Here is a 25,253-nt window from a genome sequence, read left to right as displayed (position 1 = left end):
CCCCATGAACGACTTCGCCATCACCGCCTTGCTGGTGCTTTCGCTGTTCCTGATCCTGGGCAGCGGCGTCTGGGTCGGGCTCACGCTCTCGGGCGTCGCTTGGATCGGCATGCAACTCTTCTCCTCACGGCCGGCCGGCGACGCCATGGCCGTGACCATCTGGGGCTCGGCGACCAGCTGGACTTTGACCGCCTTGCCCCTGTTCGTTTGGATGGGTGAAATCCTGTTCCGCACGCGGCTATCGCAAGACATGTTCAAAGGGCTGGCCCCCTGGATGCAATCCCTGCCTGGTCGCCTGCTGCACACCAACGTGGCGGGCTGCACCTTGTTCGCCGCCGTTTCGGGCTCCAGCGCGGCCACCTGCGCCACCGTGGGCAAGATGACGCTGCCCGAGCTGAAGCAGCGGGGCTACCCCGACGACATCGTGATCGGCACCCTGGCGGGCGCGGGCACGCTGGGCTTGTTGATCCCCCCCTCCATCATCATGATCGTCTACGGCGTGATGGCCGAGGTCTCGATCGCCAAGCTCTTCGTCGGAGGGATCCTGCCGGGCATGTTGCTGGCCCTGCTGTTTTCCGGCTACATCGCCGTCTGGGCCTGGCGCAACCCGCAACGGGTACCCCCCATGGACACCCGCCTGAGCTTCGTGCAGAAGCTGTCGGCCTCACGCAGCCTGATTCCCGTGGCCTTGCTGATCGCGGCCGTGCTCGGCTCCATCTACACCGGTCTGGCCACCGCGACCGAAGCCGCCGCCGTGGGCGTGGTGGGGGCCTTGCTGCTGTCCGCCGCACAAGGCTCCCTGAACTGGGCCACCTTCCGTGACTCACTCATGGGCGCGACCCGGCTGTACTGCATGATCGCGCTCATCCTCGCGGGAGCGGCCTTCCTGACTTTGTCCATGGGCTACATCGGTCTGCCGCGTCATCTGGCGGAGTGGATCGGCACACTGGGCCTGAGCCAGTTCCAACTGCTGGCCGTTCTTACCCTCTTCTTCATCTTGCTGGGCTGCTTCCTGGACGGCATCTCCATGGTGGTGCTGACCATGGGCGTGCTCATGCCCACGGTGCAGAAGGCTGGCATTGACCCGATCTGGTTTGGCATCTTCGTGGTGTTGGTGGTGGAGATGGCGCAGATCACGCCGCCGGTCGGCTTCAACCTGTTTGTGCTGCAAGGCATGACGGGTAAATCCCTCGGATGGATCGCCCGGGTGACCCTGCCCATGTTCTTTCTGATGGTGGCCGCGGTGCTGCTGCTGTGGATCTTCCCGGCCATCGTGACGTGGCTGCCGGGTCACATGTGAGGCGTGAAGTAACTCGATGAACAGGCTGCTTCTCTCCCACCGCCTCGCACTCGGCTTCGGCGTCGTCCTGACGCTGCTGACCGTCATCACGGCGACGTCCTACTGGGGCTTGATGCGCATCAACGGCGGCCTGGGTTACATCGCTGAGGTCTACACGCGCAAGGCCAATCAGTCCCAACAGATGGAGCGAGCCGTCAACCACGCCTTGTTGGCCATGCGCAATCTGGCGTTGGGGGAGACACCGGAGAACGAACGCAACCAGATGGAGCAGCTGCGCCAGGCGCTCCAACGCTACGACGAAGTGAAAGCGCAACTCGCCCCCACGCTCACGATCGCGGAGGAAAAAGCACTGCTTGGGAAGCTCGAGGTCTCCGAGAAAGCAGCGCGGCAAATCTTCCTCGATGCGCGCCAACAAGCCGGTGGCGACGACCCGGAGAAGAACGCCTTCCTCTTGCGCTTTGATCTGCGTCGCAACATGGAGAAATGGGACGGACTGCAGCGCGCGTGGAGCCAGGACATTGAAAACCTCGCCCGGTTGGAGGCTGATCTGGGTCAGCAGTACTCCGCGGAACTGCAGGCGACCTCGACCCGCATTCGGGCGATCTTGCTGACCGTGGCAGGGGCCGCCCTGTTGGCGGGCATCGGCGCCTCGCTGCTCATCGCCCGTTCCATCACGCGCCCCTTGGCCTCGTCGGTGACCTTGGCGGACCGCATCGCGCAGGGTGATTTGTCGCTGTCGCAGCACACCAGCCGCCGCGATGAGATCGGCCAGTTGCTGATGGCTTTGGAATCGATGCGCGGGCAGCTGCATGAGTTGGTCTCGGAAGTGAAAGCCACGACGGACGGCATCGGCAGCGCCTCCTCCGAAATCGCGCGTGGCAGCATGGACTTGTCGCAACGCACGGAAGAAGCCGCCAGCAGCCTGGCGCAGACCGCGCACTTCATGACGGAGTTGACGGGCCAGGTGAGCGAGGCCGCGGAAGTGGCCCGGCAAGCCAGCCAAGTCGCGGTCTCGGCGTCCGACGTCGCGGGTCGCGGAGGCCACGTCGTGACCGAGGTCGTGACGACCATGGAAGACATTGCCGCCGACTCGGAGCGCATCGCCGACATCGTGGGCATGATCGATGCCATCGCCTTCCAGACCAACATCCTGGCCTTGAACGCCGCCGTGGAAGCGGCCCGCGCGGGGGAGCAGGGCCGCGGCTTCGCCGTGGTGGCGGGCGAGGTACGCAACCTGGCGCAACGCTCCGCCGAAGCCGCCAAGGAAATCAAGGGCCTCATTGGCATGTCCACCAGCAAGGTCACGGCCGGCACGCGTCTGGTGCGCGAGGCGGGCTCCACCATGGGCGACATCGTGGCGTCGGTGCATCGGGTCTCGAAGATGATCGGGGAAATCAGCGCCTCGACCACCGCGCAAAACGAGCGCATCACGCAAGTCAACAACGCCGTGGCACAGCTCGACGGCATGTCACAGCAAAACGCGGCCCTGGTCGAGCAATGCACCGCGACTGCCGCCCTGCTGGCCGATCAGGCCAGCACCCTGGCCCAGGTGGTGCAACGCTTCAAGCTCACGCCGCACGACGCAGCCATCGGCGCGCGGCCCCTGGCTCAGACGTACGGGGACGGCGGCCCTCGCGTCCAAGCCTTGGCCTCGGCCTCGACATTCAACAGCCCACGATTCACACGGCCCCGCGCCCTGACCTGACGGAGCTGACCCGGGCCGAGGTGGCTTGGGCTGTCTCACACCTTGCTAGCAGCGCTACGCACCTGGCAGGTCACCCATAGCGGCAAGCTAAGCAGCAAAGCGAGCAAATAGCCGTTGCCCCAAAAACTGCTGTCGCGGTGGGTTCCGACCGCACTGGAAATTTGCCTTTTCAAAGTCAGAACTGGGGGGACAACACCCAACTTTTGTCGTTCGCGTTTTTTACATTTGTAACGGAGACTTCAGTTCACGGACGCGCAGCGGAAAACGCCAGGCCATCCGAACCCGATCCAAGGAGGATCACCATGAAGTTGTCCAATCTCAAAATCAGCGCTCGCCTGACATTGGCTTTTTCCGCGCTGCTGTTCATCACGGCCGCCATCACCCTCGTCGGCACCTCGCGACTCGGTGCCTTGAGCAGGACCAGCGACCAGATCGCTTCGGTGGAAATGCAGCGTGCCTTGCTGGCCCAAAGCTGGTGGATGCGGACTTCCATGAACTGGGTGCGCGCGTCCTCGGCACTGAAGACGCGCGACACCAACTACCAGGCCGAACTGGACCGCGACATGGCCGCCACGTCCAAGCTCATCGGCGAAGACCAGAAACAGCTGGTCGAACTGATCACCGACGCCAAGGGCAAGGAGCTGATGGAGACCATCGCGCGCAATCGCAAGGTCTACGTGGACGCCCGCACCGCACTCATCAAGCGCCAGCAGGCGGGCGAAGACATCATGGCGCGGGTGGACGTCGAACTGCTGCCCCTGGCCCAGACCTACCTGCGCTCGCTGGAAGACATCGCGGACCATGCACGTGATCTGCTGGCCCAGACGCAGGCGCGCGCGCACGCCACCGCCGAACAAAGCCAGTGGGCCTTGAGCGGCGGCGCCACCCTCGCGGTGTTGCTGGGCATGGTGCTGGCCATGGCCGTCGCACGGTCCATCGTGCGCCCCATGCGGGACGCCGTCGACGTGACACAACGCATCGCGGACGGTGACCTGACCGTCCGCATCGAATCACAAGCACGGGATGAAACCGGTGAACTGCTGCGTGCCCTGGGCGCCATGTCCGACCGCTTGCGCTCGGTGGTGGCCGAAGTGCGCACCGGCGTGGAGGCCGTATCGACGGCCTCGCAGGAAATCGCGACGGGCAATGCCGACCTGTCGGCGCGGACCGAACAGACCGCGGCCAATTTGCAAGAGACGGCTGCCAGCATGGAAGAGCTGACCGCCACGGTCTCGCAATCGGCGGAAACCGCCAACCAAGCCAAGCAGCTGGCGGCCAGCGCGGCCCAAGCCGCCCGCGCCGGCGGTGACGTGGTGAATCAGGTCGTGCTCAGCATGAAGGAAATCACCGACTCATCCAAGCGCATCAACGACATCATTGGCGTGATCGACGGCATCGCCTTCCAGACCAACATCCTGGCGCTGAACGCCGCCGTCGAAGCCGCGCGCGCGGGCGAACAGGGCCGGGGCTTCGCGGTGGTCGCGGGCGAGGTGCGCAACCTCGCGCAGCGCAGCGCGGAGGCTGCCAAGGAAATCAAGGCGCTGATCACAACCAGCGTGCGGAACGTGGACGCTGGCTCCAACCAAGTGACGCAGGCAGGCCACAGCATGGAAGAGATCGTTTCCAGCGTGCGCCGCGTGTCCGACCTGATCGGTGAAATCACGGCGGCTTCGGCCGAACAGCGCGATGGCATCGGTCAGGTCAACCTGGCCGTGACCAACCTCGACCAAATGACGCAGCAGAACGCCGCGCTGGTGGAAGAGGCCTCCGCCGCGGCGACCTCCCTGAGCGACCAGGCGCGCCGTCTGTCGGAAGTGGTGTCGGTCTTCAACGTGGGTAGCAACAGCGTCGTGGCTTCCGTCGTGGCCTCACCCGCCGCGCCGATGGCCTCCCGCCCTCAACCAGCCCCGGCACAGGTATCGGCCCGCCCCGGCGCCGCCAAGCCCAGCATCAAGGCCCCGCCGAACAAGGTCTTGGGCAACAGCCAGCGCGCCAGCACGGCCGTGGCCACGACGAGCCGGCGCGATGAAGAGCAGTCTTGGGAGCAATTCTGAAGGGCTGAGTCAGCCCATGCCACCGGTCATCGGCGCGCCGACAACAACTCCGTGAACTGCCCCACCGGCAGCGCCGGGTGGTAGAGCCAGCCCTGCACCTCGCGCACGTTCAGGCCCAGGAGGATGGTGCGCTGGATCTCGGTCTCGACGCCCTCGGCCGTGACTTCCAGCCCCAAGGTCATCGCCATCACCGCGATGGTGCGCGCGATGGCCATGTCATTGGGGTCGGTGGCAAGGTCGCGGATGAAGCTGCGGTCGATCTTGAGCCGCGTTAGCGGCAGGAACTTCAGCATGGACAGGGACGAGAACCCCGTGCCAAAGTCGTCCAGCGCCAAGTGCACACCCAGCCCCCGCAGCTTGTGCAAGGCCCGCTGTACAGCTTCCCCATGCTGGAGCGAGGATTCGGTGAGTTCAACCTCCAACATCGAAGGCGACAGGCCATGGCGCGACAAGGCCTCGCCCACGCGCTCGGCGTAGCCCTCCTGCTGCAGTTGCACGGCCGAGACATTGATCGCCAAGCGGCCGGGCTCCAAACCTTGCGCCTTCCAGTCCGCCGCGTTGCGGCAGGCCTGTTCGAGCACCCAGTCGCCTATCGGCAGGATGAGCCCGGTTTCCTCAGCCAAGGGGATGAAGCGCTCGGGGCTGACACGCCCCGAGGCACCATGGTTCCAACGCAGCAAGGCCTCGGCGCCAGTGATGCGACCGTCGCGCATGTCGATCACGGGCTGCCACTGCAGCTCCAGCTCGCCACGAACGATGGCCTGGCGCAGCCCCTGCTCCAACTGCAGGCGCTCCACGGCACGCCGGGCCAGGCCTTGCGAGAAGACTGCGCCGCGATTGCGACCCGCGGCCTTGGCCGCGTACAGGGCGGTGTCGGCGGCCTTGATCAGTTCGTCCGCGCTGTCGGCGTGCTCGGGAAACAGCGCGATGCCGATGCTGGCCGTGGTGCTGACGGTCTGACCGACGCTGGTGCGTATGGGTTCGCAGATCAGCGCCAAGAGCTTGCGGCACAGCGCCATCGCGTCCTCGGATCTGCGCAGCAGGTCCAGCAGGATCAGGAACTCGTCCCCGCCCATGCGGATCGCGACATCGTTCTGGCGCAGGGTCGTGCGAAAGCGCCGCGCGATTTCCACCAGCATCTCATCACCCACCGAGTGGCCCAGGGAATCGTTGATGTTCTTGAAGCCATCGAGGTCGATGAAGAGCAGGCCAAAGCCGCCATCCGCGCGGCTGGCAGTGCGGGCGATGTTATGTCGCAAGCAGATATCGAGTTGATGGCGGTTGCCCAAGCCCGTCAAGGCATCGTGCAGCGCGACATGGGTGAGGCGACTCTCCACGCTGCGCAGCGCCGAAATGTCACAGAAGGTCAGCACGTAATGTGTGAGCTTGCCTACGCGGTCGATCACGGGCGACAGTCCCTCCCAGGCTGGAAAGAGGGTGTGGTCGCGCCGACGGCAGGTGATCTCGACCTGGATCGAATCCTGGTCGTCCGTGGCCGCGACGCGGCGCCGATCGCCGCTGCGCGACGCATGCAGAAAATCATCGGGCCGCTGACCCAGCACCTCCTGGACACGCCAGCCGGTGATGCGCTCGAAGGACTTGTTGCCCATGCACACGCGCTGCTCGCGGTCCAGGATCAGGATGCCATCGCCGGTGGTTTCAAACACCACCGCGGCCTGGCGCAGGTGTTCCTCGGCCTCGACACGCTCGCTGACATCGCGCAGGATGCCCACCACGCGGTCTTCCTCCGGAAAGTAGCTGGCATGGATCTCCAGCCAAATGCGCTCGCCGTCGTCACGCCGCCAGGCCGCGCAGACCTGCACCATGCGCCCAGCGAGCAGCATGGCATCGAGGCTCTGGCGCATATCCGGGTCTTCGATGTGCCTCAAGAAGGCGTCTCGGCTGACCGTGAAGCTTTGTGAGCTTTGGGCGAGGATGGAGCCCAGAAAGCCCTCCAGTTCGATCTGCTGGCGCGTCGCGTCGAACTCCATCACGCCGAAGCGCCCGGCCTCCATGGCCAGCCGAAAGCGCCGCTCAGCCCGGCGGGTCTTGCGTTCCTCGTCCACACGGGCCAGGGCTGCGCGGATGGTGGCGTTGAGCTCCACGATCTGGATGGGCTTGAGCACGTAGCCATAGGGCGCGGCCTCGATCGCGCGCTGCAGGATGTCGTCACCCGCGTAGGCCGTGAGGTAGATCACCGGCAGATGCAGCTTGTGCGTCACTTCCTTGGCCGCGCGCGTGCCATCGCCACCACGCCCCAGGTTGATGTCCATCAGAACCAGGTCCGGGCGCTCGCGCGCGGCCAGATCCACCGCCTGTTGCTCGCTGGAAGCGATGCCGGTCACGCTGTAGCCCAAGGCTTCCAGGTTCTGCCGCAAGTCGTAGGCAAAGATCAGTTCGTCCTCGACGATTTGGACCCGTATGGGACGCGGTGTTTCCTGCAGGGTCTCGATGTTCATCATCCATGCTCCTCCTTGGGTCCTCACTCAATCGTCGATCGGAAAGGTGAAACGCAGTCCGGTCCCTGGGCTCGGCAAAACTTCGACCTCGGCGCCGATCTGTTGCGCCAACATGAAGACCAGCTGATACCCCATGGACCGTGAATTCATGGGCACGAAACCGGCCGGCAATCCGACCCCGTCGTCACCGACCTCCAGCACGGCCTGCGGACCGTCGCGCCGGGCGGAAACGCGGATGCACCCAGAAGACCGCCCAGCAAAAGCATGCTTGTACGAATTCACCACCAGCTCATTGATGATGAGCCCGCTGGGCACGGTCTTGTGCGTCTCGATGCGCATGCCATGCGCTGGCACGTCCAGTAGCAGCTCCACACTCGTGGTCTCACGCACATAGGTCTGCTTGAGCAACTGCACCAGCTTGCCCAAGTAGGGGCCGAACTCCAGGCCGGAAAAATTGCTGCCCTCGTAGAGCAGCTGGTGGGTCATGGCGATCACGCCCACACGGCTGCGGCTGTCGCGCAGCACCTCGCGGGCCGCGCCCTCGGCGCTGCGCGAATGGATGTCCAGCAAGCTGGCCACGATCTGCAGATTGTTCTTGACACGGTGGTGCACCTCGTTGAGCAGCAAGGTCTTCTCGCGCAGCGAGGCTTCCATGGCGGCCTGGTCAGCCAGACGTTCGGTGATGTCGACCACGGTGGCGAGAATTTCCGCGGGCTCACGTCCGGGTATTGGGTTGAGCGCGACCTCCACGGGGAACTCGCTGCCATCCAGTCGCCGGGCCGTCAGCTTGCGGCGCTCGGCCATCACGCGTTTCGTCGGTGCCTGAAGGTAGCGGCCCATCTCCACGCGGTGCGTGGCGCGCCGGGCCTCGGGCAACAGCATGTTCACGTGCTGCCCCACCAGTTGCTCGGACTCGCAGGCGAACAGCTCGCCCATGTTGCGGTTGACCAGCAGCATGCGACCCTCGGCGTCCACCAGGGTCATGCCCTCGGGCGCCTGCTCGAACAGGCTGCGCAGGCGCGCCTCGCTGGCGGCGAGGGCGCGCTGATGCGCCTGCTGCAGCGTCATGTTCACGGCCTTGACCAGCACCCCGTTGACCGTGCCATCGCGCGCGCGGATGGGCAGGTAACTGGCGCGCCACTCGGAGGCCTGGCCCGGCAGGCTGGGCACCTCGGCGATCACCCGAAGACCTTCCTGAGGCTCGCCCGCCAAGACCTTGTCGAGGAGGGGCGCAATCTCGGGGTAGGCGGCTGGCAGCACCTCGGACACCTTGCGGCCCAGCGCCGCGTCGACCGACACGCCATTGAATGCAGCCAAGCTACTGTTCATGCGCTGGTAGCGCAAATCGCGGTCCAGCACCGCCAGTCCCAAGCCGAGATCGCTGGAGAACAAGGCGTCCAGGACTGCCGCGTCTTCGATGGCAAAAGCTTGCATGCGACCCCCTGTTGAAGCGCGCGAGGTCCGCAACGCTTTCTCATTGGGCCCAAGTTAGCACATTGACCCAGCGCTTCCAATCCCCTGAACCGCTCCATTCCCCCGGCAGGGGGGCCACGCAGCCTAGCCAAAACGTGAAAAATGCACAGCCTATGATCCATCGTCCGCCCCGCGCCCAGACGAGGCCCATCAACCCACTGCCCCGCCGATGAACTCCGGATTGAACTTCCTCGTCGCCGCACGCCAATGTGAGATCAGCGAACTCGAGCACCTGGCCTTGACCAGCGAGTTGGTGAGCCTGATTGGCCGCCTGGTGCACGCCTTGCAGAAGGAGCGCGGCATCTCCAACCTGTTCCTGGCCTCGCGCGGTGAACGCTTTGGCGCGCAGCGCGCGCCGCAGGTGGAGGAATGCCAGCGCCTGCAGGCCGACGTGGCCGCGCGTTTCGATGCGCTGGACACGGACGCCAGCCGCGCGCGCAACGGTGCTCGTCTCTTCAACCGCATCGCCTACGTGCTGCAGGCCTTGGAAGGCTTGCCCGCGCTGCGTGAACGCATTGCCGATTTGGCGCTCACGCCCGAGGAAGCCACCACGGCCTACGTGCGCCTGATCACCGGTCTGATGGGGGTGGTGCTCGAGGCCGCCGACAGCGCCACTGACCCCGAGATCGCGCGCGCCCTGGTGGCGCTCTTCCACTTCATGCAGGGCAAGGAGTACGCAGGTCAGGAACGCGCACTGGGCTCGGCAGCCTATGCCTCCGGCCGCATCGACCCGGAACGCCAGCAGCAATGGCGACATCTCATCGAGGCCCAGGACGCCTGCTTGCAGGTGTTCCACGATTTTTCCGACGACGCGGCGCGCGCCTCCTGGGCGGAACATCAAGACCCCGAAACCCAGGCCCTGCAGCAGAAAATGCGCCGCGTGGCGGCGGACGCGCGCCTGAGCAGCGCGCTCGACTCCAACGCCAGCCTGCCCTGGTACGAGTGCTGCACACGCCGCATTGACGCCATGCGCAAGGTGGAGGATGCGCTGGCGCTGCACCTGCGCAGCCTGTGCGAACGCCGCATCGCACAGGCGCGCGCGGAGCTGCGCGACCAGCAGGCCAGCCTGCAGGCCCTGCAGCGCCAGGCCGCCGCGTCGGATGCGCAGCCCGCGACCACGCTGCTGTCGCCGAACCTGAGCCCGCACTTGGAGCGTTCGGTGCTGGGCATGGTGCAGGAGCAGAACCGCCGGTTGCAGGCCATCAGCGACGAACTGGCCACCACGCGTGCCGCGCTGAACGAACGCAAGGTGATCGAACGGGCCAAGGGTTTGCTGATGGCTACGCGCAAACTCAGCGAGGAAGAGGCGCACGCCATGCTGCGCCAGACCGCGATGAACCAAGGCCGCAAGCTCGTTGATGTCGCCCACACCGTGCTCAGCATGGCGGACCTGCTGTAACCATGCGCCCGACTTTCGGCGGCACGGGTGACGCTGAGCCGCCCTGTGCGGGGGCCTGGGCGTGGGCGTGGGGGGTCGTCATCGGTACTCAGCGGCACCGAGCCGTCTGAAGCGTAGGGCGGTGCGCCCCAGCCTCAAGGCAGGGCTGACCAATCACCTGCGAGGGCATCCGATCTTGGTGCGGCGCACAAGAACAGTGCCAGAGCTCCCGCGATTTGCACACCTTCCACCGCCCAGGCGCTGCCCCGAAACGCCTTGATTTCCCAGGAGTTTCGCTTCACAAGCCATGAAATCGGGTCTGGCACGGATTCTGCTTTGACTTGACCGTGCCCACCAATGACGGTCAGGCGCCGCGTTCTTAAGGAACGTGCTTGGACAACGGCGTCCATTTCCCGCGAGCTCACCCTCGCGGCGGAATGGGCGCCGTTTTTGTTTTTGCTTTCCGTCCTTCTCTCAGGAGCTGATCATGCAGGACCCCAAGATCGCCAACGCCGGCGGCAACCGCGGCACCCTCAAACGCCGCACCCTCCTCCAGGCCGCCGCCGCTGGCGCGGTCGGCATCAGTCCAGCGCTGCGCGCGGTGGTGCACGCCGCGGGTTCGGACGCACCCGAGAAGAAGGAAGTCAAGATCGGTTTCATCCCGCTGACCGACTGCGCGAGCGTGGTCATGGCCTCCGTCTTGGGCATCGACCAAAAGTACGGCGTCAAGATCATCCCCAGCAAGGAAGCCAGCTGGCCCAGCGTGCGTGACAAGCTGGTCAACGGCGAGTTGGACTTTGCCCATGTGCTCTACGGCCTGGTCTATGGCGTGCACCTGGGCATCGGTGGGCCGAAGAAGGACATGGCCGTGCTGATGAACCTCAACCACAACGGTCAGGCCATCACCCTGTCCAAGCAACTCGCCGACAAGGGTGCGGTGGACGCGGCCAGCCTGGCCAAGCTGATGGCCAAGGAAAAGCGCGAATACACCTTCGCCCAGACTTTCCCGACCGGCACGCACGCGATGTGGATCTATTACTGGCTCGCCTCGGCCGGCATCAACCCCTTCACGGACGCCAAGGTCATCACCGTGCCGCCGCCCCAGATGGTGGCCAACATGCGCGTGGGCAACATGGACGGCTACTGCGTGGGCGAACCTTGGAACCACCGCGCCATCCTCGACGGCATCGGCATCACGGCCGCCACCACGCAGGACATCTGGAAGGACCACCCCGAGAAGGTGCTGGGCACCACGGGGGACTTCGTGAAGCAATACCCGAACACCGCGCGCGCTGTCACGGCCGCCATCATCGAGGCTGGCCGCTGGATCGATGCCAGCGCCGCCAACCGCCAGAAGATGGCCGAGACCGTGGCCGACAAGAGCTACGTCAACACCGGCGTCGACGCCATCCAGGACCGCATCCAGGGCCGCTACCAGAACGGCCTGGGCAAGACCTGGGACGACCCCAACCACATGAAGTTCTACAACGACGGCGCGGTGAACTACCCCTACCTGTCCGATGGCATGTGGTTCCTGACGCAGCACAAGCGCTGGGGCTTGCTCAAGGACCACCCCGACTACCTCGCCGTCGCCAAGCAGATCAACCAGACCGAGCTTTACAAGCAAGCCGCCGCCGCCGCCAAGGCCCCCGTGCCCAAGAGCGATCTGCGCACGAGCAAGCTGATCGACGGCGTCGTGTGGGACGGCAAGGACCCGAAGAAGTACGCCGACAGCTTCAAGGTCAAGGTCTGAGCCTCGACGCTTCACGAAAGGAGCACCCCATGGTCAGCGCCGTCTTCCACCTGCCGCCCATCGCCCTGCCCGAGCCGTCCGCAGCCCCAGCCGCAGCCGCGCCAGAGCCCGAACGCCACGCCACGATGCACAAGCCCATGCCCGTCGAGACAGTCCAGACAGCCCAAGCCAAGGCAACGTCGACCCCGAGCGACGCAGCCGTGAGCGCCTCGGCCGAGCCTTCCGCCAAGCCCAGCAACGCCGTCGATTGGCGCGGTCTGTGGATGCGCGTCATCCCGCCGGTGCTGGGCCTGGGCCTGCTGGTGCTGCTGTGGGAACTGGTGTCAGTCAGCACGGGCCGCAGCATCCCGACGCCCGCCGACACCTGGCGGCAGGCGGTCGAAGTGTTCAGCGATCCCTTCTACCGCAAGGGACCGAATGACCAGGGCGTGGGCTGGAACGTGCTGACCTCGCTGCAGCGCGTGGCCATGGGTTTCGGCCTGGCCGCGCTGGTGGGCATCCCCGTGGGTTTCATGATCGGCCGCTTTGAATTCCTGAGCCGCATGTGCAACCCCATCATCAGCCTGCTGCGCCCGGTCTCGCCGCTGGCCTGGTTGCCCATCGGCCTGCTGGTGTTCAAGGGCGCCAACCCGGCGGCGATCTGGACCATCTTCATCTGCTCGATCTGGCCCATGGTCATCAACACCGCCGTGGGCGTGCAGCGCGTGCCGCAGGACTACCTGAACGTGGCGCGCGTGCTGCAGCTCTCCGAGTGGAAGATCATCACCAAGATCCTCTTCCCCGCCGTGTTGCCCTACATGCTGACTGGGGTGCGCCTCGCGGTGGGCACGGCCTGGCTCGTGATCGTCGCGGCCGAGATGCTGACCGGCGGCGTGGGCATCGGCTTCTGGGTCTGGGACGAGTGGAACAACCTCAACGTCAAGAACATCATCATCGCGATCGTGATGATTGGCGTCGTCGGCCTGCTGCTGGAAATCGCCCTCATCCGCCTCGCCAGCGCCTTCACCTACGACGAGGTGAAGTCATGACGCCCCGCCACGCCGCATCGCTGTCCACTGCTGTCGAAACCCAGATCTTGGAGGTATCCCCGTGAGCGCATCTCTGACCACCAAATACATCGAGATTCAGGGCGTGGCGCAGACCTTCCGCACCCGCAACGGACGCTTTCCCGCGCTGCGCGACATCCACCTGACGGTGGCCAAGGGCGAGTTCGTCGCGCTGATCGGCCATTCGGGCTGCGGCAAGTCCACGCTGCTGAACCTGATCGCTGGGCTGGCCACGCCCACCGAGGGCACGCTGATCTGCGCCAACCGCGAAATCGCGGGGCCCGGCCCCGAGCGGGCCGTGGTGTTCCAGAACCACTCGCTGCTGCCCTGGCTGACCTGTTTCGAGAACGTGCACCTCGCGGTCGAGCGCGTCTTTGGCTCGCGCGAAAACAAGGCGCAGCTCAAGGCACGCACCGAAGCAGCGCTGGCCCTGGTCGGCCTGGCGCATGCCGCGCAAAAGCGGCCGGGAGAAATTTCCGGCGGCATGAAGCAGCGCGTGGGCATCGCCCGGGCCTTGTCCATGGAGCCTCAGGTTCTACTGATGGACGAGCCCTTCGGCGCCTTGGACGCGCTCACGCGCGCGCGCCTGCAAGACGAGCTGTTGGAAATCGTTGCGCGCACGCAAAGCACGGTGGTCATGGTCACGCACGACGTGGACGAGGCCGTGCTCTTGTCCGACCGGATCGTGATGATGACCAACGGTCCCGCCGCGACCATCGGCGAGGTGCTCACGGTGGACTTGCCCAGGCCGCGCAAGCGCGTGGAACTGGCGGAAGACCCGCGCTATCACCACTGCCGCAAGGCCGTGATCGACTTCCTGTACACGCGCCAAGGCCACGTGGAAAAAGCAGCCTGAAACACAAGGGCGGCAGGGAACGAACGGCCGCGCTTGCAGCGCGGGCCCCAACCCCGTCCTGCGCCCTTCGTCTAGGAGACCCCTCGTGAAGAAATTGAATCTCGTCATGATCGGCAACGGCATGGCTGGCGTGCGCAGCCTCGAAGAGCTGATCAAGCTGGCGCCGGAGCTCTACGAAATCACCGTTTTCGGTGCCGAGCCGCACCCGAACTACAACCGCATCCTGCTTTCACCGGTGCTCGCTGGGGAGCAGCAGTTGGAAGACATCGTGCTCAACGACTGGGCCTGGTACGAGACCCACGGCATCACCCTGCATGCGGGCTGGACGGTGACGGAAATTGACCGCACCCGCCGTGTGGTGCATGCGCGCAACGCCCAAGGTGAAACGCGCAGCGCGCCTTACGACCGGCTCATCCTCGCGACCGGCTCCAACCCCTTCATCCTGCCCGTTCCGGGCAAGGACCTGCAAGGCGTTCTGGCCTACCGTGACATCGCCGACACCGAGGCCATGATCGCGGCCGCCGCGCAGTACAAGCATGCCGTCGTGATCGGCGGTGGCCTGCTGGGCCTGGAAGCCGCCTACGGTCTGATGAAACGCGGCATGGACGTGACCGTGGTGCACGTGGCACCCTGGCTGATGGAACGCCAGCTGGACGAGGTCGCGGGCCGCATGCTGCAGAAATCGCTGGAAGACCGGGGCATGAAGTTCAGCATCGGCGCGCAGACCCAGGAACTGGTCAGCGACGCCACGGGACGCGTCGCGAGCGTGCGCTTCCAGGACGGCAGCGAATTGCCCGCGCAACTCGTGGTGATGGCCGTGGGCATCCGCCCCAACACCGCGCTGGCCGAGCAGTCCGGCCTGCACGTGAACCGCGGCATCGTGGTCAACGACACCCTGCAGACCACCACCGACCCCCGCATCTATGCCGTGGGCGAGTGCGCGGCGCATCGGGGCATCGCCTACGGTCTGGTGGCGCCCTTGTTCGAGCAGGGCAAGGTGCTGGCCAACCACCTGGCGCAACACGGCATCGGGCGGTACACGGGCTCACTCACCTCGACCAAGCTCAAGGTCACCGGCATTGATCTGTTTTCCGCCGGTGATTTCATGGGTGGCGACAACACCGAAGAGATCGTCTTGAGCGATCCCGCGGGGGGCGTCTATAAAAAGCTGGTGCTCAAGGACGACAAGCTGGTCGGCGCCTGCCTCTACGGCGACACGGTGGACGGCAGCTGGTACTTCAAGCTGCTGCGCGACGGACGCAGCGTGTCCGACCTGCGCGACAAGCTGGTGTTCGGTGAATCCAACATCGGCGACGCGGGACACCAGGGGCAATCACGCGCCATGGCCATGGCCGACACGGACGAAGTCTGCGGCTGCAATGGTGTCACCAAGGGAACGATCTGCAAGGCCATCAAGGAAAAAGGCCTGTTCACCCTGGACGAGGTGCGCAAGCACACCAAGGCCAGCGCGAGCTGCGGTTCCTGCACCGGCCTGGTGGAACAAATTCTGATGTTCACGGCCGGGGGCGACTATTCGGCCACGCCCAAGACCAAGGCCCTGTGCGGCTGCACCGAGCATGGGCACCAGGCCGTGCGCGATGCCATCCGGCAGCACAAGCTGTTGACCATCCCCGAGGTCTACCGGCACCTGAACTGGAAGACCCCCGATGGCTGCGCCACCTGCCGGCCCGCGGTCAATTACTACCTGCTCAGCACCTGGCCCAAGGAGGCCGTGGACGACCCGCAGAGCCGCTACATCAACGAACGCAGCCACGCCAACATCCAGAAGGACGGCACCTACAGCGTGATCCCGCGCATGTGGGGTGGCGAGACCACGGCCGACGAACTGCGCCGCATCGCCAACGCGGTGGACAAGTACAAGATCCCCACCGTCAAGGTCACCGGCGGCCAGCGCATCGACCTGCTGGGCGTGAAGAAAGAAGACCTGCAGAACGTCTGGAACGACATCGGCATGCCCAGCGGCCATGCCTACGCCAAGGCCCTGCGCACGGTGAAGACCTGCGTGGGCAGCGAGTGGTGCCGCATGGGCACGCAGGACAGTACCCAGATGGGCAAGGACCTGGAACGCGCGCTCTGGCGCATGTACGCGCCGCACAAGGTCAAGCTGGCGGTCAGCGGCTGCCCGCGCAACTGTGCCGAGTCCGGCATCAAGGACGTGGGCGTGATCGGCGTGGACAGCGGCTGGGAGCTGCACATCGCCGGCAACGGTGGCATCAAGACCGAGGTGGCTCAGTTCCTCTGCAAGGTCAAGACCGCCGCCGAGGTGCTGGAGTACAGCGGCGCCTTCCTGCAGCTCTACCGCGAGGAGGGCTGGTACCTGGAGCGCACGGTGCACTACGTGGGTCGCGTGGGCATGGACTACGTCAAGAAAAAGATCCTCGACGACCACGAGGGCCGCAAGGCCTTGTGGGAACGCCTGCAGTTCGCGCTGGACGGCGAACCCGACCCATGGTTTGAAGCCGACAAGGCGCGCGTGGACCAGCGCCAGTTCATCCCCATCCAGGTCGAAAAGGCCACGGCCTGACGCCGGCCCACCCCGCGTAGCCCCACCCCATCCACCATGAACATGAACCAATGGACCCCCATCTGCCAGCTTGAGGACATTCCTCGGCTGGGCGCACGCCGCGTCGAACGCCCCCAGGGCATGGCCGTGGCCTTGTTTCGCACGGCGCAAGACGAAGTCCATGCGCTGCTCGACCGTTGCCCGCACAAGGGCGGCCCCTTGTCGCAAGGCATTGTCTTCGGCGCCAGCGTGGCCTGCCCGCTGCACAACTGGACCATCGAACTGACCAGCGGCTGCGCCCGCGCCCCCGACGAAGGCAGCACGCCGCGCTTCGCCGTGATGGTGGAGCAGGGCCTGGTGCACCTGGACGCCAACGAGCTCGCCACGCTCGCGCTTGACATCGCGCCGCCCGTGGCAGGCCCCTGCCTGCGCAAGGCGACCTGCGCCTGAGCCTTACTGGGGACTTGGCATGCTCAAGAAAACTCGCTCCACCTGCCCCTACTGCGGTCTCGCCGCTAAGCGGCGCGCCCGCTGGGCGAGCATAAGAAACGCCTCCGTAGGGGCTCCTCATGCCTAAAGAAACTCGCTCCACCTGCCCCTACTGCGGCGTGGGCTGTGGCGTGATCATCGAGAGCGAGGGCGCCCAGATCACGGGGGTGCGGGGTGACCCAGATCATCCCGCGAATTTCGGGCGTCTGTGCTCCAAGGGTTCGACCCTGCACCTCACGACCGCGCCGGAGATCACGCGGCAACAGCGGCTGCTGCAGCCGTTGCGGCGCTGGCAGCGTGGTGAGGCGCCGGTGGCGGTCGGTTGGGACGAGGCGCTGGACGAGGCTGCAACGCGTTTTGCCCACGCCCTGGAAGCCCATGGTCCGGATTCGGTGGGCTTTTACATCAGCGGCCAGTTGCTGACCGAGGACTATTACGTCTTCAACAAGCTGGTTAAGGGCCTGATCGGCAGCAACAACATCGACACCAACTCCCGCCTGTGCATGAGCAGCGCGGTGGCGGGCTACAAGCTCACGCTGGGGGCGGACGCGCCACCAGCCTGCTACGAGGACATCGACCACGCCAGCTGCCTCTTCATCGCGGGCAGCAACACGGCCTGGGCGCACCCCGTGCTGTTTCGCCGGATCGAAGACGCGAAGCGGCGCCATCCCGAGTTGAAGATTGTCGTGGTGGACCCGCGCCGCACCGACACGGCCAACAGCGCCGACCTCTTCCTGCAAATCCAGCCGGGCACCGACGTGGCGCTGTTCCACGGCATGCTGCACCTGATGCTGTGGGAAGGCTGGACGGACGCCGCTTACATCAGCGCGCACACCACCGGCTTTGATGAACTCAAGAACCGCGTGCGTGACTGGACACCCGACCGGACCGCGCAGGTCTGCGGCATCACGAAGGAAGCGCTGGCCGAAGCGACCCGCCTGTTCGCGACGGGCGGCAGCGGCGACGCACAGCGCCGCCGACCCACCCTCAGCCTCTACTGCCAAGGCCTGAACCAAAGCAGCAGCGGCACGGCCAAGAACGCGGCGCTGATCAACCTGCACCTGGCCACGGGGCAGATCGGCAAGCCCGGCGCCGGGCCTTTCTCGCTCACGGGCCAGCCCAATGCCATGGGCGGGCGCGAAGTGGGTGGCATGGCCAACTTGCTCTCGGCGCACCGGGACCTGGCCAATCCCGCGCACCGTGCGGAAGTGGCTGCGCTCTGGGGCCTGCCCTCCGTGCCGGACCGCCCCGGCAAGACCGCGGTGGAGATGTTCCAGGCCGCCGCGGACGGCGAGATCAAGGCACTCTGGATCGCCTGCACCAACCCCGCGCACAGCCTGCCCGACCAGGCGACCGTGCGCCGCGCCCTGCAACGCGCGGAGTTCGTGGTCGTGCAGGACGCCTTTGCCACCACGGCCACCTGCGAATTCGCCGATCTTCTATTGCCCGCCACATCCTGGGGCGAGAAGGAAGGCACCGTCACCAACAGCGAACGCCGCATCAGCCGCGTGCGCGCGGCAATTCCCGCGCCGGGTTCGGCGCGCCATGATTGGCGGATCGTCGTGGACTTCGCGCACCGTTTGCAAGCGCGGGGCATCGGTCCCCGGCACGACCTCTTTCCCTACGACGGCCCTGAAGCGATTTGGAACGAACACCGCGCCAGCACCCGGGGGCGTGACCTCGACATCACGGGCCTGAGCTACGCCCTCTTGGAAGCAGCACCTCGGCAATGGCCCTGCCCCGCCGACCAGGGCCAAGACCACACGGGTGAAACTGCGACGCAGCCCTCACCGCGAGGGCGCCCCGCCGATGCACTGGGCCAAGCCCGCTTGTACGAAGAGGGCCGTTTCCCCACCCCCGACGGCCGCGCACGTTTCGCAGCGCTGGACTACCAGACGGTGGCCGAGCCCCGCAGCGCCCGCTTTCCCTTGGCCTTGACCACCGGCCGCTTGCGCGACCAATGGCACGGCATGAGCCGCACCGGGACCTTGGGACGCCTGTACGGTCACGCGCCGGAACCCTCGGTGCAAATGAATGCCAGCGACATGGCGCGGCGCGGCTTGAAGGAAGGAGAGCTTGTGCACCTCAGCAGTCAACGCGGCGCCATCATCCTGCCCGTGCAAGCCAGCGAAGAGGTCGCCAGCGGCCAGGCGTGCATGGCCATGCATTGGGGTTCGGAGTTCTTGAGCGGGCATGACAGCACCGGCCAGCCCTTGGCGGGCGTCAACGCCATCACGACCCCGGTCTTCGACCCCGCGTCGAAGCAACCCGAGCTCAAGCACGCGGCGGTCAAGGTGGTGAAGGCCGAGTTGCCCTGGACCTTGCTCGGACTGGCCTGGCTTGCGCCCGAGCGCGTGGGCCCCACGCGCGAGGCATTGCGTCGCCTGCTGCCGCGCTTTGCCTATGCGACTTGCGTCCCCTTCGGCCACGACAAGACCGGCCTGCTGCTGCGCGCGGCCGATGCGACCGCCCCCTCCGAGGAACTGCTGAGCGACATCGAGGCTTTGCTGGGTTTGGATGCGAATGGCGTGCTCCGTTACGCGGACCGCCAGCGCGGCCAGCGGCGTGCCCTCCTGATGCGGCGGGACGCGGACACCCCGGCCGGACCGGCCACGCTGCAAGCGGTGCTGCTCGGCGGTGACACGCGCGCAGAGAGCTGGTTGCGCGCGCTGCTCCAACAGGAATTGCCCGTGCAGGCCTATGGCCGACTGCTGCTGATGCCGGGCGCTCAGGCGCCAGCCACCCTGGATGCGGCACAAGCAGTCAGCCGCCAGGTCTGCACCTGCTTCAATGTGAACGAGGGCGCCATCACGCGGACGCTGGCCCAATGCGGCGGCAATGAACGCGAGCGCCTGGCCACCTTGCAAGACCGTCTGAAATGCGGGACGAACTGCGGCTCCTGCGTGCCGGAGTTGCAGCGGCTGGTGCGCCGCACGCCGGCCGCCACCGCGCCCACGCCTCGGCTTGAGAAAACCGCCTGACACGTCGAACGACCGCCACCTACCTGTCGGACCCACCTGACCATGCCCACCTCGCGCTTCTCCGCCCCTACCTTGGCCCACCCGCCCCTCGCGCCAAAGGTGGCGAATGAGCCCCCCGCGCGCGGCGGCACGGCGGTCGCTCCGCCACGCGCGCAGGACATCTCCATCGTCAACCTCGCCGCGCGTCAGCGCATGCTCTCGCAACGCCTGATCCTGCAAATCCTGCTGGCCGCGCGCGGCGACGCGACGCGGTTGGACGACGCACGCCGGACCTTGCAACTGTTCAGCGAGAGCCACCAGCGACTGATCGGCGCCGCCTCCGGGCTGGCCGCCGCCGAAGCCCACCGCATCCACGAGACCTACCAGGGCTCGACGGGCGTGGGGCCCGTCATCGAGGCGTTCATGCGCCTGGTGCGCGAGGCCATCGCAGGCCTCGCGCACGGCACCGACGAGGCGTCTCAGGCCATCGCCCAACTGGTCGAGCAGACCGACCGCATTCTGGCCGCGCTGGACAAGGCGACGACGACCTTCGACGACCTCACCCGCGGTCGCTCCGGGGCCATGCTCAAGGAGCTGGTCAGCATCGTGGGTGACATCCAGGGCGTGGCCAGGGAAGCGAAGATCGTCAGCTTCAACGCTCAGGTCATGGCGGCGCGCGCGGGTCAACATGGACGAGAGTTCGCTGTCGTCGCCAACGTGCTGTCCAACATCACGGACGTGATCGACCGCCTGACACGCAAGGCGGCCGTGCTGACCGAGCAGCGGCACACGCTGGCGGCCTGAGGGAGGGCCTGGCACGGGCTAAACTTCCCCTCATGTTTGCTTCGATTCTCGCGATTTGCCTCGGCGCCTGCGTTGGCGCGCTGGCGCGCTGGCAACTCGGCTTGTGGCTGAATGCCTCCACGGCCGCCGCTGGCACCTTTCTGCCCTGGGGCACGCTGGCGGCGAACCTGATCGGCGGCTATTTGGTGGGCGTCTGCGTGGCCGTGTTCCAGGCTCTGCCCCAGCTCGACCCGGCGTGGCGCTTGCTGCTGGTCACCGGCTTCCTGGGTGCGCTGACCACGTTCTCGAGCTTCTCCGCCGAGGTGGTGGGCATGCTGGTGCAGCAGCGTTATGCCCTGTCCCTGGGCACGGCGGCGCTGCACTTGTTCGGCTCGCTGCTGCTGACCCTCCTCGGCCTGCACAGCGCGAAATGGGGTCTGGCCCTCGCTGCGAGTCGCGCCGCATGAACACCTCCCTCGCATCACTCTCCGACCGTGCCAACAGCAAGGGCCGAATCGACAGCACCACGGGGCGCGTCTACCTCGTCGGGGCGGGCCCGGGCGACCCGGACTTGCTGACCCTGCGCGCGGCGCGCATCCTGGCCCAGGCCGATGCCCTGGTCTACGACAACTTGGTGTCCGACGGTGTGCTGGCGCTGGCCAACCCGGCGGCGCAGCGCATCTACGCGGGCAAGCGCCGCAACGAGCACACGCTGCGCCAGGAGCAGATCAACACCCTGCTGGTGCAGTTGGCCCGCGAAGGCCGACAGGTCGTGCGGCTCAAGGGCGGCGACCCCTTCATCTTCGGCCGCGGCGGCGAGGAAATGCAAAAGCTGGCCGAGGCTGGGGTGGCTTTCGAGGTCGTGCCGGGCGTCACGGCGGCCAGCGGCGTGGCCTGCTACGCGGGCATCCCGCTCACCCACCGTGACCATGCCCAGAGCTGCCTGTTCGTGACCGGACACCTCAAGAATGTGCAGGGCGGCGGTGAATCCCCTCCGGATGGCAGCCGCGGCCTGACCCAACCCGATCTGGACTGGGCCGCGCTCGCGCGCCCCCAGCAGACCGTGGTGATCTACATGGGACTGTCCGCCCTGCCAGCGATCTGCCGCAAGCTGATCGAACACGGCGCGCCCCCCACCCGCCCCATCGCCGCCGTGCAGCACGCCACGCTGGCCACGCAACGCGTCATCACAGGCACGCTGGCCGACCTGCCGACCCAGCCGGGCGTGCAAGAGCTGCGCTCTCCCAGTTTGCTGATCGTGGGGGACGTCGTGACCCTGCATGGGTCGCTCGACTGGTTCGATCCGAGCACGGGTGCGGCGATGCGACTCACGCACGACGATGGGCAACCGCTCAAGCCTTTGCCTTCTTCAGGAGTTTCCCCATGAGCGCAGCGCTCGACTACCTCGTCCAGGCCCGGCCCGAGGCCATGACGCATTACTTCAGCTTCCTCAAGGACGCGGGCAAGCACCTGGACCCCAAGACCCGCAACCTGATCTCCGTCATCACCAAGGTGCACGCGCAGACCGAGCGCGGCCTCAAGCAGTACCTCAAGCGTGCTCTGCGCGAGGGCTGCAGCGCCGCCGAGGTGATCGACGCATTGCTGATGGCATTTCCCGCCCTGGGTCTGACCAAGATCGTCTGGGCCACCGACGTGATCTTGTCGATGAACCTGCCCGAGTTCACGATCGAGGCCTTGCGCGCCAGCATGGCGGGCGCGGGCATCAACCAAGCCGCCCCGGCCGTACCGGTGGGTGCGGCCAGCCAGGCGCCGCGTTGGCGTGACGTGATCTCGTTGGAAGCGGTGCCCGATGGCGAAGTCCGCCGTGTGGAATGCGAGGGCCGGGGCCTCTTCGTCTACCGCCTCGGCCAGAACGCGACGGTGTACGACAGCCTGTGCCCCCACAACGCGACCAACATCCCTGAACTTGCGCTGAACCGGTCGAACCAGAAGGGCATCACGCTGACCTGCCCCAAGCACGAATGGGAATTCGACGTGGTCAGCGGTGACTGCATCAAGAAAGGCGACACACCGCTCACGCGGGTGGAGAGCCAGGTCCACGACGGCCTCGTTCAAGCACGCTGGTAGGCGCTTGCCGTCCACGCGCATCGCGACGCCACCGCGCGCGACGCGGCCCGGTGCCCAAAAACCGCGGCCGTTGTGGCACCATCTCGACCCCACAACTCCGCGCCGCACCATGTTCCAACGTGCCGAAACCGAACGCCAAGCCCTGCTGCAAGCCCTGGGGCTCGGCGTGCTGCTGTCGCTGGCCGCCTTGCTCGCCGCTTGGTTGACCCGTGACCATGCCATCTTCTCGCTGCTGCCGCCCGGTGGCACCGTGCCCGACATGCGGCCTGAGCAGCGCTTTGACCTGCACGCCACCTTCTTCACCATCTGGGTGACGATTTTTCTGGTCACGCCGGCCCTGTGCCTGTTCCCCTTCATCCGTGGCTCGGCACTGGCCTGGCGCTACTGGCGGGCCTTCTGGACCGTGTCCATGCTGGCCTTCGCTGTGCACTTCTACTGGGCGGTGGTGCTGGTCTTTGGCAACGACTGGTCACGCATCCTCAACACGCCGCGCGTGAGCGCGCCGCGCTTGGACACGGTGTTCGCGGTCTGGTGGGTGCTTGACGTACTGCTGGCGTGGTTCCTCCGCAGCGATGCGCTGTGGGTGCGCGCTCAGCGCCTGCTGGTGCACCTGCTGGCCTTCATCCTCTTCTTCATGGGAGCCGCGCGGGAAGGCGAATTGCTGCTCTCACGTGCCATCGGCTATGCCATGGCCGCAGCCGTGTTGGTGGCGGTGTTGCTTTGGCTGTGGCGCCTGCGCCCTGGCACGCGCCAGTCCTGAGGACGCCGCGCGCGCGGCCGGGCCCAGTGCTCAGGCCGCGCCCAAGCCTGGCGAGCTTGGGTGGGCACGCCAGATGTCTGGGCTCGGGCCCGAACCCACGCTGCAGCTCGGATGGGCAAGCGCCCAACCGCCAAGCGTCTCACCAGCCCAGGATTTGAAATAGCAAGCCCAGCAGGGCGCAAGCCACGATGACCTCCAGCACGGGACGACGGTAGCGCCACAGCGCCAGCGCGGCACCCAGCGCAAGGCCCAGGGAGGCGAGGTCCACGCGTCCTCCCACACCTTGCGGCCAGACCACGTGAAGCGCGAAGAACAGCGCCAGGTTCAGAATCACGCCCACCACGGCGGCGGTGATGGCCGTCAGCGGCGCGGTGAAGGACAGCCGACCGCGGGTGGACTCCACCAGCGGGCCGCCCGCGAGGATGAAGAGAAACGACGGCAGAAAGGTGAACCACGTAACCAACACCGCGGCGACGGCGCCGGCCGTGAACAGGGCATCCGGCCCCAGCACGGCGTGGTTCCAGCCGCCCGCGAAGGCAACGAAGGCCACCACCATGATGAGCGGACCCGGCGTGGACTCGCCCAGGGCCAGGCCGTCCATCATCTGCGCATTGCTCAACCAGCCGTAATGGCCCACGGCGCCTTGATGGATGTAGGGCAGCACGGCGTAGGCGCCGCCAAAGGTCAGCAAGGCTGCCTTGGTGAAGAACCAGCCCATCTGGGTGTAGTCGTGCGACCCGCCCAGCCAGCCCCAGAGCAGGCCCATGGGCAGCAGCCACAAGAACGCGCCCACCACGAGCACGCATGCGAAGCTGCGCCACGCGAATCGTGCATGCGCGGGCGGCGGAGTGTGGTCGTCGATGAGCGCGGGCGGTTCGCCGGAGAAGGTCGCATCGGGCCCGATGGGTTCGGCGCCACCCGGCCCGACCACACCGGGAGGGTGAGTAGCACGCCCAAGATCTTGATCACCGCCTTGGTCACCACCTTGATCATTGCCCCGTTCGGCGGAGTGACCCGCTCCGGACGAGCGCCCCCACTGCCCGGCTGCCCAGCCCAACAAGGCCGCCACCGCCACGATCAGCGGAAATGGAAGCTGCAGGAAAAAGATGGCCACGAACGCCGCGACCGCGATGCCCGCCAAGCCCCAGTCCAGTCGCCTCTCGCGGTACAGCACACGGGCGCCAATGCGCCAGGCCGCGAAGGCCACGATGGCCGTGATGGCGGGCTTCACGCCGTGGAACAAGCCCGCGACCAGCGGCGTCTGCCCCCAGACCATGTAGAGCCAAGACAGCGCAATCAGGATGAAGAGCGATGGCAGCACGAACAGCGCCCCGGCGATGATGCCGCCCCAGCTTCGATGCATCAGCCACCCGAGGTAGGTGGCCAATTGCTGGGCCTCGGGCCCGGGCAACAGCATGCAGTAGTTCAGCGCGTGCAAAAAGCGCCGTTCCGAAATCCAACGCTTTTGCACCACCAGGTCTTGGTGCATGAGCGCGATCTGGCCCGCCGGGCCTCCAAAGCTCAGGAAGCCCAGCCTCAGCCAGTAGCGCAGCGCCCGGCCGAGCGAGACAGGCTCTGGCGCGGCGCCCAAATCGGTGGAAGCGGAGGGCCCGCGCTGCGCCATA

18 protein-coding genes are annotated in these 25,253 nt (G+C 66.4%); 15 read left to right on the top strand and 3 right to left on the bottom strand.

Annotation, left to right across the window (positions count from 1 at the left end; all coding sequences use genetic code 11):
- The first annotated feature begins 4 nt into the window (after positions 1-4).
- The 3 genes from ACLBKS_RS14620 (at position 5) to ACLBKS_RS14610 (ending at position 5,059) form a co-directional block, all read left to right on the top strand.
- A complete protein-coding gene (locus tag ACLBKS_RS14620; RefSeq protein WP_410193538.1) occupies positions 5-1,300 on the top strand; it encodes a TRAP transporter large permease in 1,296 nt (431 codons plus the stop codon).
- Positions 1,301-1,316: 16 nt separating this feature from the next.
- Positions 1,317-3,005: a methyl-accepting chemotaxis protein gene (locus tag ACLBKS_RS14615; RefSeq protein ID WP_410193537.1), complete on the top strand. Its 1,689-nt coding sequence runs from the start codon at positions 1,317-1,319 to the stop codon at positions 3,003-3,005.
- Between the two features lie 302 nt (positions 3,006-3,307).
- Positions 3,308-5,059, top strand: a complete 1,752-nt coding sequence (locus tag ACLBKS_RS14610; protein ID WP_410193536.1) for a methyl-accepting chemotaxis protein — start codon at positions 3,308-3,310, stop codon at positions 5,057-5,059.
- Between the two features lie 26 nt (positions 5,060-5,085).
- Here ACLBKS_RS14610 and ACLBKS_RS14605 read toward each other — a convergent pair whose 3' ends face one another.
- Together ACLBKS_RS14605 and ACLBKS_RS14600 are read right to left on the bottom strand one after the other, a co-directional pair.
- Positions 5,086-7,518, bottom strand: coding sequence for an EAL domain-containing protein (locus tag ACLBKS_RS14605; RefSeq protein WP_410193535.1), 2,433 nt, complete (start codon positions 7,516-7,518; stop codon positions 5,086-5,088).
- Positions 7,519-7,545: 27 nt separating this feature from the next.
- The gene (locus tag ACLBKS_RS14600) at positions 7,546-8,952 is read right to left on the bottom strand and encodes a sensor histidine kinase (RefSeq protein WP_410193534.1); all 1,407 of its coding nucleotides are present in this window, start codon (positions 8,950-8,952) and stop codon (positions 7,546-7,548) included.
- Positions 8,953-9,160: 208 nt separating this feature from the next.
- Between ACLBKS_RS14600 and ACLBKS_RS14595 the strand changes: the two genes are divergently transcribed.
- The 12 genes from ACLBKS_RS14595 (at position 9,161) to ACLBKS_RS14540 (ending at position 23,628) form a co-directional block, all read left to right on the top strand.
- Complete coding sequence (locus ACLBKS_RS14595; RefSeq protein ID WP_410193533.1) at positions 9,161-10,390, top strand: nitrate- and nitrite sensing domain-containing protein; 1,230 nt, start codon at positions 9,161-9,163, stop codon at positions 10,388-10,390.
- A 466-nt stretch (positions 10,391-10,856) separates the two neighbouring features.
- Positions 10,857-12,122, top strand: coding sequence for a CmpA/NrtA family ABC transporter substrate-binding protein (locus ACLBKS_RS14590; RefSeq protein WP_410193532.1), 1,266 nt, complete (start codon positions 10,857-10,859; stop codon positions 12,120-12,122).
- A 29-nt stretch (positions 12,123-12,151) separates the two neighbouring features.
- The gene (gene ntrB / locus ACLBKS_RS14585; RefSeq protein ID WP_410193531.1) at positions 12,152-13,150 is read left to right on the top strand and encodes a nitrate ABC transporter permease; all 999 of its coding nucleotides are present in this window, start codon (positions 12,152-12,154) and stop codon (positions 13,148-13,150) included.
- Between the two features lie 61 nt (positions 13,151-13,211).
- Complete coding sequence (locus tag ACLBKS_RS14580; RefSeq protein ID WP_410193530.1) at positions 13,212-14,024, top strand: ABC transporter ATP-binding protein; 813 nt, start codon at positions 13,212-13,214, stop codon at positions 14,022-14,024.
- 85 nt (positions 14,025-14,109) lie between these two features.
- A complete protein-coding gene (gene nirB / locus ACLBKS_RS14575) occupies positions 14,110-16,569 on the top strand; it encodes a nitrite reductase large subunit NirB (protein WP_410193529.1) in 2,460 nt (819 codons plus the stop codon).
- A 42-nt stretch (positions 16,570-16,611) separates the two neighbouring features.
- Positions 16,612-16,998, top strand: coding sequence for a nitrite reductase small subunit NirD (gene nirD, locus ACLBKS_RS14570; protein ID WP_410193579.1), 387 nt, complete (start codon positions 16,612-16,614; stop codon positions 16,996-16,998).
- Between the two features lie 119 nt (positions 16,999-17,117).
- Complete coding sequence (locus ACLBKS_RS14565; protein ID WP_410193528.1) at positions 17,118-20,018, top strand: molybdopterin-dependent oxidoreductase; 2,901 nt, start codon at positions 17,118-17,120, stop codon at positions 20,016-20,018.
- Between the two features lie 42 nt (positions 20,019-20,060).
- Positions 20,061-20,801, top strand: coding sequence for a type IV pili methyl-accepting chemotaxis transducer N-terminal domain-containing protein (locus ACLBKS_RS14560; protein WP_410193527.1), 741 nt, complete (start codon positions 20,061-20,063; stop codon positions 20,799-20,801).
- A 32-nt stretch (positions 20,802-20,833) separates the two neighbouring features.
- The gene (crcB, locus tag ACLBKS_RS14555; protein ID WP_410193526.1) at positions 20,834-21,247 is read left to right on the top strand and encodes a fluoride efflux transporter CrcB; all 414 of its coding nucleotides are present in this window, start codon (positions 20,834-20,836) and stop codon (positions 21,245-21,247) included.
- Positions 21,244-22,167, top strand: a complete 924-nt coding sequence (gene cobA, locus ACLBKS_RS14550) for a uroporphyrinogen-III C-methyltransferase (RefSeq protein WP_410193525.1) — start codon at positions 21,244-21,246, stop codon at positions 22,165-22,167. Before crcB ends, cobA begins: the two co-directional genes overlap by 4 nt.
- The gene (locus ACLBKS_RS14545; protein ID WP_410193524.1) at positions 22,164-22,868 is read left to right on the top strand and encodes a Rieske 2Fe-2S domain-containing protein; all 705 of its coding nucleotides are present in this window, start codon (positions 22,164-22,166) and stop codon (positions 22,866-22,868) included. Before cobA ends, ACLBKS_RS14545 begins: the two co-directional genes overlap by 4 nt.
- 109 nt (positions 22,869-22,977) lie before the next feature.
- Positions 22,978-23,628 carry a hypothetical protein gene (locus ACLBKS_RS14540; protein WP_410193523.1) on the top strand — a complete coding sequence of 217 codons (651 nt, stop codon included), beginning with the start codon at positions 22,978-22,980 and terminating at the stop codon, positions 23,626-23,628.
- Positions 23,629-23,767: 139 nt separating this feature from the next.
- Here ACLBKS_RS14540 and ACLBKS_RS14535 read toward each other — a convergent pair whose 3' ends face one another.
- Positions 23,768-25,252 carry a chromate transporter gene (locus ACLBKS_RS14535; RefSeq protein WP_410193522.1) on the bottom strand — a complete coding sequence of 495 codons (1,485 nt, stop codon included), beginning with the start codon at positions 25,250-25,252 and terminating at the stop codon, positions 23,768-23,770.
- Position 25,253 lies beyond the last annotated feature (1 nt).

The organism is Hylemonella sp. W303a, from assembly GCF_046452315.1.
Lineage (GTDB): Bacteria > Pseudomonadota > Gammaproteobacteria > Burkholderiales > Burkholderiaceae_C > Hylemonella.
The sequence above is the reverse complement of the archived record's forward strand: the minus strand, read 5'-3'. Positions and strand labels throughout refer to the sequence as shown.